General features: G+C 36.6%; 10 protein-coding genes and 1 pseudogene. 3 read left to right on the top strand and 8 right to left on the bottom strand.

All coding sequences use genetic code 11. From position 1 onward, the window contains the following. Positions 1-209 precede the first annotated feature (209 nt). From GZ996_RS00055 to GZ996_RS00030, 6 genes are all read right to left on the bottom strand, one after another. Positions 210-1,469: a UDP-N-acetylglucosamine 1-carboxyvinyltransferase gene (locus GZ996_RS00055; protein WP_156805665.1), complete on the bottom strand. Its 1,260-nt coding sequence runs from the start codon at positions 1,467-1,469 to the stop codon at positions 210-212. Positions 1,470-1,801: 332 nt separating this feature from the next. Continuing rightward, on the bottom strand, positions 1,802-3,067 hold the full coding sequence (gene dltD / locus GZ996_RS00050) for a D-alanyl-lipoteichoic acid biosynthesis protein DltD (protein ID WP_161979360.1): 1,266 nt from the start codon (positions 3,065-3,067) through the stop codon (positions 1,802-1,804). Continuing rightward, on the bottom strand, positions 3,060-3,299 hold the full coding sequence (gene dltC / locus GZ996_RS00045; RefSeq protein WP_156805663.1) for a D-alanine--poly(phosphoribitol) ligase subunit DltC: 240 nt from the start codon (positions 3,297-3,299) through the stop codon (positions 3,060-3,062). The genes dltD and dltC overlap by 8 nt, the downstream gene beginning before the upstream one ends. 33 nt (positions 3,300-3,332) lie before the next feature. Further along, on the bottom strand, positions 3,333-4,586 hold the full coding sequence (gene dltB, locus GZ996_RS00040; protein ID WP_156805662.1) for a D-alanyl-lipoteichoic acid biosynthesis protein DltB: 1,254 nt from the start codon (positions 4,584-4,586) through the stop codon (positions 3,333-3,335). Continuing rightward, positions 4,583-6,121 (bottom strand): D-alanine--poly(phosphoribitol) ligase subunit DltA, encoded by a 1,539-nt coding sequence (gene dltA, locus GZ996_RS00035; RefSeq protein WP_162011012.1) that lies wholly within the window; start codon positions 6,119-6,121, stop codon positions 4,583-4,585. The genes dltB and dltA overlap by 4 nt, the downstream gene beginning before the upstream one ends. A gap of 14 nt (positions 6,122-6,135) precedes the next feature. Continuing rightward, positions 6,136-6,258 carry a teichoic acid D-Ala incorporation-associated protein DltX gene (locus GZ996_RS00030; protein ID WP_156805660.1) on the bottom strand — a complete coding sequence of 41 codons (123 nt, stop codon included), beginning with the start codon at positions 6,256-6,258 and terminating at the stop codon, positions 6,136-6,138. 302 nt (positions 6,259-6,560) lie between these two features. Here GZ996_RS00030 and GZ996_RS00025 point away from each other — a divergent pair. Then, positions 6,561-7,505: pseudogene (locus GZ996_RS00025) on the top strand (IS30 family transposase). Between the two features lie 259 nt (positions 7,506-7,764). Here the strand turns inward: GZ996_RS00025 and rlmD are convergent. Beyond that, entirely contained in the window at positions 7,765-9,117 is a 1,353-nt protein-coding gene (rlmD, locus tag GZ996_RS00020) for a 23S rRNA (uracil(1939)-C(5))-methyltransferase RlmD (RefSeq protein WP_162011089.1), read from the bottom strand. Continuing rightward, on the bottom strand, positions 9,117-10,061 hold the full coding sequence (locus tag GZ996_RS00015) for a hypothetical protein (protein WP_162011011.1): 945 nt from the start codon (positions 10,059-10,061) through the stop codon (positions 9,117-9,119). The genes rlmD and GZ996_RS00015 overlap by 1 nt, the downstream gene beginning before the upstream one ends. Positions 10,062-10,131: 70 nt before the next feature. Here GZ996_RS00015 and recX point away from each other — a divergent pair, with 70 nt between their 5' ends. Further along, positions 10,132-10,908, top strand: coding sequence for a recombination regulator RecX (recX, locus tag GZ996_RS00010; RefSeq protein WP_161979680.1), 777 nt, complete (start codon positions 10,132-10,134; stop codon positions 10,906-10,908). A gap of 80 nt (positions 10,909-10,988) precedes the next feature. Beyond that, positions 10,989-11,522, top strand: coding sequence for a nucleoside tri-diphosphate phosphatase (gene ntdP, locus GZ996_RS00005; protein WP_156807260.1), 534 nt, complete (start codon positions 10,989-10,991; stop codon positions 11,520-11,522). The last annotated feature ends 170 nt before the right edge of the window (positions 11,523-11,692 follow it).

Below are 11,692 nucleotides of genomic sequence, written 5' to 3'. Positions count from 1 at the left end.
CGAATCAGAGACATGTGAACTAATTCCCGCTTTATTACGACTCTTTTGTATCCTATTATTGATTCAAACCACTATAAAAATAGCTTTCAAGTCTATCTAGAAAGCTTAGTTTAGTTACCATTGTCTGTAAAAATAAAAAGAGAAGGTTGAAATATTTTTTGTTCCAACCTCCTGATTTTTGTTATTTTAATAGAATGATATAGCAACAATTATTGCTCCACCAGTGTAATGTCTGCACCTAAGGCTGTCAATTTTTTAATGATATCAGAATATCCACGTAGAATAAACTCAACATTGGTAATCTCAGTTGTGCCTTGTGCCATAAGTCCCATTGTTACAAGAGCTGCTCCTGCACGAAGATCAGATGCTTTAACTGGAGCGGCTGTTAATTCACGGCCTCCTTCATACACAATTTGGCCACCTAATACTTGAATACCTGCTCCCATACGAGCCATTTCAGGGACATGATTGACACGTTTTTCATAAATAGTATCAATGATTTTTCCTCTTCCTTTGGCTTTTAACAACAATGGAGTTAACGGTTGTTGTAAATCTGTAGCAAAACCTGGATATGGAGCAGTCTTAATGTTTACTGCTTTAAGTGTCTCTTGTGCTTCCACAAAAATACTATCTTCATTGACTGTCATACGGACACCCATCTCTTCCAATTTAGAGATAAAAGCTTCTAGATGCTCGTAAAGGACATTTGTGATTTTGATACCTTGACCGATAGCTGCTGCCAGAGCAATATAGGTACCTGCCTCAATACGATCTGGAATCACTTGATGGCGTGTGCCGTGCAACTGCTCGACACCTTCAATGGTGATAACATCTGTACCTGCACCACGAATATGAGCTCCCATATTATTAAGGAGAGTTGCCACATCTATGATTTCTGGTTCACGCGCAGCATTTTCAATAACCGTACGGCCGTTGGCTTTAGTCGCAGCAATCATAGTATTAATCGTCGCTCCAACACTCACTGTATCCATATAAATATGTGCTCCATGAAGAGGCTGACCATTTGTCGCAATACGCATGGCTTCCAATTCATAAGTGACAGTCGCTCCCATTGCTTCAAAAGCTTTTAAATGCAAGTCTATCGGACGTGGTCCTAAATCACAGCCACCTGGTAATCCTACTGTTGCCTGGCCATAGCGCCCTAGAAGACTACCATAAAAATAATAAGAAGCACGCAAACTATTTATTTTGCCAAAAGGCATCGGTATATCTTTTACACCACGAGGATCAATTTCAAGACTGTCTCCATCACGTGTGACACTACCACCCATGAGCTCAATAATTTCAACAAGAGCATCCACGTCACTAATCGCAGGGACACCGTCAAGTGTTACCACACCATCTGATAAAATAATTGCAGGAATCAAAGCAACAACAGAGTTTTTTGCTCCTGAAACTGCTACCTCGCCCGTTAGTGGCTTACCACCATTGATAATAATTTTTTGCATAATAAACTTTCACTGACTAAAATTCAACCCTATAATTTTATCATAATGTATATTATTTTACAAACTTTCAAGTTACAAAATCACAATGGGTAATTTCCAAAAGTAAGTTCCATTTTAGTTTTCGAATTGTCTTAGCCTAAAACGGATTTTTATAGTGGAATTAAGTTTGAGACGTTTGCGATAGAATGAGGCCTTATTACGACTAAACGCACTAAAAAGCAGTATTTCTGGTTGAAATCGTTAATTCCCCCTAAGGAAAAAGACTCCATTTTGATGTTTCCAAAATGAAATCCTTTTATTTTTCTATTAAAATGTCCTATTGCACTCAATACTTATCGGCTAAAATCTCTCGGATCACCGATATAATCTTCCCACTCTTCAGTCAAAAAATTAGGATTGAGTTGATAATTAGTTTTTTCTGATTCTTTCGTCAAAAAAGGATTAACATTCTTATCCATCTCAAGCCACCCTTTCCAGCCAATGTGAATCGTATCTTGCATGAAGAACTCCTTATCACCGTCTCTTGAAAAATCAGCGATATGCGTAAATCCTTGACTCTGTAATTGGTATTTAATTTTGTCAACAGTCTGTTGATACATTTCTTGGTCAAGACCAGTAAAAGCAGCCCACTTACTATTAACCGGTGGAATAATAAAGAGGACATTCGTTTCGGTTTCCGCAAATTGATGAAGCATCAGCTGAAAATCTTGATATTCGGGAGAAATTCTATAATCAAATGATTTTTGGCTTCCTCTCAACTGTCTTTTTCGACCAGCAATTTTAGTCTGATAAAATTCATTGCGAATTCCAAATTCATTATTAGTCGTTTCTGCCTCTCCCTCTTCAATAGCTAGCGCTTCTAACCTACTATAAGAAAAATCTTTAGGCAACTTTTTAACTTGTTCCAAAACCTTAGCATAGTTCCCAAAATCAATCGAGAATTGCCCAAAGAAATAATCTTCTTTTTTCAAAAGGTAACTTTGAAAGGCTAACTGCTTAATGTCTTTATTGTTTAATCTTTTTCCTTTAGAAACCTTTTTCAAAAACTCATTAAAAGGAACCTCTGGATAAAGTGTTAGCAACCGTTTAGCAGCATATTGGTCATAGCTTGTTCCCTTTTGTTGGCATAAAAAGTCAACTATCTGTCCGTTAGTAAGATAATTCTGGAAGGCATTGGCATTAGTACCAGATTTCACAAACCATTGAGGAGAAACAAAATAAATCGCCTTCTTTTTCTTAAAAGTTTCCGTAATTCCTTGAGTTCCAAAAAAATGGGTCAATGAGGCAGCCCCTCTTTGCCCTAAAAGATAGGGGGTGTATGGACGATGATAAGCTTCTGCAATTACAGATGGATGCATTGCATCAAATCGTAACCACTCACTTGAACCAAAAAATGGGACAAATTGTGTATTACTGTCATTAAAAGCACGTAATTTTTTATACTTACTCTTGAAATTAGTTTTTGTTAAAGAAACAGCATCTTTCTTTTCATTTTTCATAGAATATATGATACGATTGGGATAAAATCCTATTAAACATACCACCAAAAAGATGGCGCAAATGACAGGACCTAAAATCTGCCAAAGACGCCTACTCATGACGAAGCCCCTCTATCCCTGCAACGATTTTATTAACAGTATTCCAGTCTTCTCTACCAAGTTCAGATACAGGCACAATAATATCAAAGCGATCCTCTAGGACTACAATCAATTCAACGGTTCCCAAGCTATCAAGAATTCCCGCATCATACAGGTCCTCGTCTAGCATTTCAGACACATCTTCCATAAAAAGATCATCAATAATTTCTAATAATTCTGTTTTAATATCCATTGTAAAATTCCTTTTTTATCGTTTTTAACTAAATTAATGATTAGAAAACCAAAGTTGATCTAAAAATCCTGAAAATATTAGGAAAGATAGCATCACGATATGAAATGTCACAAACATTCCTAAAGCTTGAATCCATCTATTATCAGGAAGTGGTAACTGTCCTTTGATTTTTCTCTTCTTGTTCAGTTGCTTTTTATAACGAATCCACCAGTCATTGACGATTAATCCTAAACCATGAAATACGCCATAAAGCACATAATACCACGTTAACCCATGCCATAACCCCATGAGTATCATATTGATAAGGTAGGCAACTCCTGAAGTCACATTACGATTTTTAAAGACTTTATTTTTAAGCATTGCCTTAACTAATCGCATAAAGACATAATCTCTAAACCAAAAAGATAAACTCATGTGCCAACGATTCCAAAATTCTTTTAAATCACGTGATTTAAAAGGAGAATCAAAATTCTGTGGACTTCGGATACCGAAAAGATTTGAAACACTTAAAGCAAATAAACTATAGCCTGCAAAATCAAAGAATAGATGTAGGCCATAAGCATACATCACACCTAACGTAGCTAGATTAAAAACACCGCCTGCCTGCACAGCCATTTGCTTTAAAGGAATCAGAAAAAACTGTCCTATAGTATAAGCTAAAATATACTTGTAAAGGAACCCTTTCATCAGATAGCGAACAGATTGATCTAACATCTCTAGTAACGTTTCTCGTTCTGGAATACAGTTGTATTCTTCATTAAAACGTCTAAAACGGTCAATCGGTCCACTTGAAAATGTTGGCATGAAAAGAAGAAAGCGTAATAATTGCCAGACTGTGAAATCCTTTAAAACACCATCCCTCATTTCTATAATCATCCCTACTGACTTAAAGGTTAGGTAAGAAATTCCTAAAAAACCAAAAGTCATCGTTGCACGCGCTTCTGATAATATTGGATTAACTTTGACAACGATTAGAGGTAAAATAGCTAAAAATACCCACAGGTAAAATAGCCACGATGATTGAGATTTTTGACAATAGTATTGATAAGTTAAGATGAGTAAAACTTGCCAAACAACATAGATAACTAACGATATGAGTTGACTCAAATCATCACCAACCAGCATGAATACAATAAAAGCCAAACTTACAAGGGTCTCATAAATTGGAAATCGTTTCTTGAAAAAGAGACCCACAAAAATAGGAAGTACAGCCATAATGAGATAAACAAAATACTGTGGATTCCCATAAACTTCTAAACGAGGCAAGTTCAACAAAAAATTACTCATGCCTTGTTCACCTCAATAATCAATCCTTTAAGATCAACTTTCCCATTTGGTGTCAATGGTAAATTGTCACAGTAGATGAATTTTGTTGGCATCATATAATCCATCATCACTTCTTTTAATTCGTCGCGGATGGTTTTAGTTATAGTTAGTTCTCTGTCAAATTGCTGAGCGATACCCGCTTTAAGAACGACATAAGCAATCAAGTTTTGAACCTTGTGCTCTTTGTTATACCGTGGAACAGCTACTGCAGTTTCAATCAACTGGGACTTGTTTAGATTTTGTGCCACATCTTCCAATTCGATACGATAACCGTTAAATTTAATTTGAAAATCAAGGCGCCCGCCATAGTACAGTAAGCCATCTTGGGTCATTATTCCCAAATCACCTGTATGATAAGCTGGTTGACCGTTTAATTCAAAGAAAGCTTCCGCAGTCTTCTCTGGATTATTTAGATAACCCTTAGAAATAGCAGGCCCTGTCACTACAATTTCTCCCTGTTCACCTGCGGGTAGAACTTTGCCTTCATCATCAATAATAAAGGTTGGAGAATCTGATTTAACATAACCAATCGGAAGACGTTCACCTAATTCAAGTAAATCATTGGTAATGGTCAAAGCTGAAAAAGCAACCGTAGCTTCCGTTGGGCCGTAAGAATTGATAATCCGTGCCTTTGGAAAACGTTGGCGTAGTTTTTGAGCCGTTTTAAGCGTCAGCTCTTCACCACAAAAATAGAAATGCGATAAATCTGGCAAGGTTTCAGCATTAAAATCATGAGAAGCCATGGCCATATCGACAAAGGAAGGTGTTGACGTCCAGACACCTATCGGAAGCTCATAAATAGTACTAAAAAGACGTTTAAAGTCTGTTACTAAAGTCTTCGGTAGGGCAAACAATGTTCCTCCTTTAGCCAATGTTGGCGCCCAGTACATCACCGATAAATCAAACGAATAGGGAGGTTGTGCCAACATTTGTGGACGCTCAGGTACCTTGAAATCTTCCGAGGTAATCATCCAGTTTGTAAAACTTAGTAAATTGTTATGAGAAATTTGAACCCCTTTAGGAGCCCCCGTTGTTCCAGATGTGAAAATAATATAGTATGTTTCATTTCCTTTAACAGAATGACTCAATTTATAATCCAATTTTTCAGTACATATTTCATTTATTTTATTAAGATTGATCAATGGTACGGATAGTTCCGCCAAAGGAAAATCACCAACTGATAGAACGATACTTGGTTTAGCAATCTCTAAAATAGCTTCAATTCTCTCTAATGCTGAATGCTGATCTACTGGAATATAAGCATGACCTGACTTTGTTGCAGCAACAAAACATACTAACATCTCATACTCGTGACCACCAAATACCATAATTGGGGAATGTTCCAAAAGATTTAAAGAATCAATATAGGCTGCCAAGGCATCTGAGTCTTCTTTTAACTTTTTGTAACTGTGTTTCTCTCCTAAAATATCATATACGGGATAATCTCCTTGAACCTCAGCCCAATAATTTAGCTGAGAAATCATATCCTTAATCATGCGTCACATCCTTTCTAAAATTCATTGTAAACAAAATTACCTTGATTTTGTCCCAAATAACTAAATAAATAAATTAAAATTAATATAATAACCGCATAAAAAAAGGTTCTAACCATAAAACGGTACAAATTCCTCATAACAACTCCTCATTCCTCAAAGAAAAACTCATTTCAAAAGTTTCAATGCTTGATGTTGTCCAACTAAATCGTTTTTTTTGGGGGGGCATGATAGTCTTGTCATTCCAAAAACTAATCCCAAATTAACGATTCCGTAAACTATTATATCATAAATCAAATAAGACTAAAGTTCAAAACAAACATAATGGCAGAAAATGTCTAACCTTTTATTAACCCAATTTGTAAAATTAAACTAGACAGAAAAAAGCCATTTATGTTAGTCTCAGATAAACACCACATTTTTCTGAGAGGAACTAACATAAATGACCTACACTCATCTTACCACAAACAAGCTTCTAATGATAGAGTCTTACTACCAAGAAGGAATGGCAGTTAGAGCTATTTGTCACTCACTCAAAAGATCAAAACAAACTATTTATAAGATTATTGCTTATTTTAAGGCTGGACACACTGCCTATGATTACTATGAACACTACAAAGCTAACAAGCAACGTTGTGGTCGTCGTAAAACCCAACTCACTCAAAATGAACAAACATTTATCCAAATGCATTTAGATCGCGACTGGAGTCTGGATGTTGTTAAAGGAACTTATCCTGATAAAATCTCTTGTTCTATGAGAACTCTTTATCGCCTAGCTGACCGTGGCATCTTCAAGAAAGACGATTTCCCATGGAAGGGAAATCGCAAACCGAATGGTAAGACCGAAAAACGTGACAAGCTAGCTTTTCGTCGGGATATTCGTGAGCGTTCGAAAGTCTATCCAGAATTTGATAGCGAGTTTGGTCATCTTGAAGGTGATACTATTGTTGGTAAAAACCACAAAAGTGCTGTTATCACATTGGTAGAGAAGCAGTCTAAAGCTATTATCACGCTTCGAACAAAGGGGCGAAAAGCTAGTGATATTGAACAAGCACTAACTAGATAGCTCTCAAGATTTCCAAAACATCTCTTTAAATCAATGACCTTTGATTGTGGGAAAGAGTTCTCTAATTGAAAGACGATTTCTAACCAACACGATATTGATATTTTCTTTGCGAATCCAGGTTGCCCAGGGCAACCTGGATTAAATGAACACTCAAATGGGTTATTAAGACGTCATGGACTACCTAAACAAATGGATTTTAATGGCTTGTCTCAAAAAGTGTTATCAGCTATAGCTGATAGACGAAATAACATTCCTAGGAAATCACTAAACTATCAAACACCTTATCAAGTTTTTCTGAGTTACATAAAATGTCTAGCTTAATTTGACAAGCTGGGTTAATATAAATAGGATAATTTTTGCTTATTAAAGCACTTATTATTCTAAAATAATAACCTATTGACTGTTTCCAGCCTGATTCTAGAAATAAGATAGCAAAGGGAAGTCAGGACTTCGAAATCAGGGCTTCTGCCCCACTCTCTGCTATTAAAAGATTTCCACTGATAAAGAAGCCTTGGGTAGGACAAAAACTTCAAAATCATGATTTCTCCTCCTGTTGTCAAAACACAACAAGTAACAGAAACTATCTGCGGATTAGCTTCACTACAGCCTCGGTCCTGGCGGTATGTGGAAACATATCAACAGATTGGATATATTTCACATCATAGACCTTAGCCAGCTGAACTAAATCTCTGGCTAAAGTTGATGTATTACATGAAACGTAAACCATCTTCTCCGGTTGGTAGTTTAAAATAGTCTTTAATAATTTCTCATCTAAACCTGTACGAGGAGGATCGACGATAATAGCATCTGCACGATATCCTTCACGATACCAGCAGGGAATAATATCCTCTGCCTTCCCAGCCTCATAGTGAGTATTTTCAAATCCCATAGCTTGCGCGTTCTGCTTCGCATCCGCAATAGCCTCAGGAATAATATCCATCCCTCGAACACTAGCTACCTTATCCGCAAAGGCAAATCCAATCGTACCCACACCACAGTAAGCGTCAATCACGTGATCCGTTTCAGAAACGTCCAAGGCCGCCACCACTTGCCCATACAACACTTGCGTTTGTTGAGGGTTTAATTGGTAAAATGCTCTAGGAGATAACCTAAAGCCATAATCTAAAACTTCTTCAGAAATGGTATCTACTCCCCAAAGAATTTCCGTTTTATCACCATAAATATCACTCGTTTTAGAACTATTAAGATTTAAGGCTACCGTTTTAATTTGTGGAAAATCTGCCACTAAATCCAAAATCACCTTAATTAAACGAACCTCACGACTAGTCACAAAAATCAACTGCACCTGTCCAGTCTTTTCAGCCTTTCTGACCATAACAGTCCGAATACCAGCAATTTTACGCTCATTATAGATTGGAACCTTATGTTTATCTAACAACTCAACCACGCGATTGATAATCTGTTGCGTCACCTGATCCTGTACCAGACAGTCATCAATTGAGACCAAGCGATGACTCCCCTCAGCATATAAACCAGCCTTAACAGAACCCCCAAATGAACGGGTCTGAAATTGCAATTTTGCACGATAGTGCTCAGGTTTTTCCATCCCCAAGGTATGACGAATCTCATAATTCTCAAAACCTAACGGCTTAAATTTAGTCAAAGCCTGCTTGATAATATCATCCTTAAACTCCAACTGCTGGTCATAACGCAAGTGCATCAACTGACAACCGCCACATTCCTCGTAGATAGCACAGGAAGGCTCGACACGAAATTTTGATTTTTTGTTGATGGTCAATAGCCGAGCTTCGACAAAGTTACGCTTCACCGAAACAATTTGGCAAAATACTTCTTCTCCCTTGAGCGCACCAGGCACAAACACCAACGTTTTCTTATAAAAGCCGATACCCTCACCATTGATACCCATCCGTTTGATTTTTAAAGGAATACGTTGTTTAACTTGTAAAGTCATCACTTTCTAAACACCACTCCTATTTCTTTTAGTTTTTTAAGCGTTACCTTACCAATTTTTGGAATAGTTAGTAGCTCTTCTTCTGAATAATATTGGATATCTGTTGCTGTTTTTATATCATAATCATTCAAGCTTAATAATTGAGCCGAACTTAGAATGCCAAAGTCCTCTAAATAGACCTCACCATCAGAAAAATGATCATTCAGATAAGCCTGGATATAAACAGAAGTCGTCAACAATAATGGTAATATGCTATACAAAGCAATATAAAGGCTATCTTTACTATTTGCTTCGTAGAATTCCACAGCTCCCGCATCCAGCACACGAGCCATCGGAAATTCTTCCAAACGGCAAAATTCAAAAAAGCCATCAACCTGATCACACAACTGTTCAATTAAAGCACCCGCTTGCTTATCAGCGTCAGACAAAATGGCAGAAATAAGCATTGGAATGGCCATCATCGCATCCTCTTCATGCTCTTTTCGACTTCTGAAAAAAGCATCAGCCATCGTATAATCCGACTTAAGAATGTATAAAGCCAAAATTTCATAACGACATCCCAAAGAATCATTGGGATCTTCACGAAACATTTGCATGAAGTGCTCAAGAGCCTTCTGGTAGAGACCATTCTGCTTATAAAGCACAGCTAAATCCATCTTAAGAGAAAGATATGGACGAGCATCTAGATTTAGCCAGGATTTTTCAGGAGACATCATCCAAGCCAAATAGCCATCACTTTCCAGCTCTTCTAAGCGCCTTATCTCTGCCAAAAGTTCTTTCCCACTTGGACCATCCGCATTTAGCCCATCACCAAATGCAATGCTGTCATAAAAATCATCACTCTCTTCATCAGACATATTTAAAAGATTTTCAAACAAATCTTCATCAAATTCCTTCTCTTCCCTATATTGGTTTAAATCAACAATCTTATCTTTATCAGCCATAGCTCCCCCTTTTGGTAAAATACCTTATCTTTTATAACCCCTATTTTACCATTTTTGGTATAATCAAACTATGAAAATCACAAAAATTGAAAAGAAAAAACGCCTCTATCTCGTTGAAATAGATAGCACTGAAAAACTCTATGTAACAGAGGACACTATTGTCCGGTTTATGATGACAAAAGGAATGGTACTAACCCCAGAAGAATTAGAAACTATTCAATCATTTGCACAATTCTCTTACGGTAAAAACCTCGCTCTTTATCACCTCTCTTTCAAAAAACGCACTGAGAAAGAGGTCAGAGACTATCTATCTCATCACGATATCGAACCTAATATCATCCCTGATATCATCAAATCACTCAAAGCAGATAAATGGATTGACGATAAAGCCTATGCCCAACAAGTTATTGAAGCTAATAAACATACAGGTGATAAAGGTGCTTACGTCCTTAAACAAAAACTCATGCAAAAAGGAATCGCTTCAACATTACTCGATGAACTCCTCGGAAATATCGATTTAAGCTCCTTAGCTGAAAAAATTGCTAAAAAACTTTATCGCAAATACCAAACCAAACTCCCTGAAAAAAAATTAAAAGAAAAAATCCAGCAAAATTTAGTTACAAGAGGCTTCAACTTCTCACAAGCTAAAATAGCCACATCTCGCCTTAGTATAGAAAAAGATATTCAACTCGAAGAAAGCCTTCTAGAAAAAGAACTCGAAAAAGCTTATCAACGACTTTCAAAACGATATGAAGGTTACGATTTAAGACAACGTTTAACACAGACACTAGCTCGAAAAGGATATGACTTTGATGATATTCGTTCGGCTTTAAGAGAATATTTTTAGATTATATTATCAAAATCGTGCTTTTTTATTAAAAATATGCTATTCTATTAAGGATAACAAATTGTAGAAAGAAGATTGCCATGAAATTACCCAAAGAAGGCGACTTTATTACAATTCAAAGTTATAAGCATGATGGTAGTTTGCACCGTACATGGCGCGATACTATGGTACTAAAGACAACTGAAAATGCAGTTATTGGAGTCAATGATCACACATTAGTCACTGAAAACGATGGACGACGTTGGGTCACTCGTGAACCTGCTATAGTCTATTTTCATAAAAAATATTGGTTTAATATCATTGCAATGATACGAGAAAACGGCGTTTCTTATTATTGTAACATCGCTAGTCCTCATGTCTTAGATGAAGAAGCACTCAAATATATTGATTATGACCTAGATGTCAAAGTTTTTACAGACGGAGAAAAAAAACTCCTTGATGTAGATGAATACGAAAGTCATAAAAAACAAATGGGGTATTCAAACGATCTGGACTTTATCCTAAAAGAAAATGTTAAAATTCTTGTAGATTGGATTAATAATGAGAAAGGACCATTCTCACCTGCCTATATCAAAATTTGGTACAAACGTTATCTTGAACTAAAGAATCGTTAAAGTTGTCCGCACTCAAAAGAGTGCTTTTTTAATACCCCTTTAACCACCGATAATCGCTCCCCCATCCAAGTCTCCCTAACTTAGCTTTAACCTTTCTCTGAAAAGCACGTCTCCCCTTAAAACATTCCCCACTCATTAAATACCTTAAATACTCTTTCTCCTCATCTGAT

This window comes from Streptococcus sp. S784/96/1 (genome assembly GCF_902729355.1).
In the GTDB taxonomy this organism is placed as follows: domain Bacteria; phylum Bacillota; class Bacilli; order Lactobacillales; family Streptococcaceae; genus Streptococcus; species Streptococcus caledonicus.
Note: the sequence above shows the minus strand (reverse complement) of the source record. Positions and strands in the feature narration are given on the sequence as shown.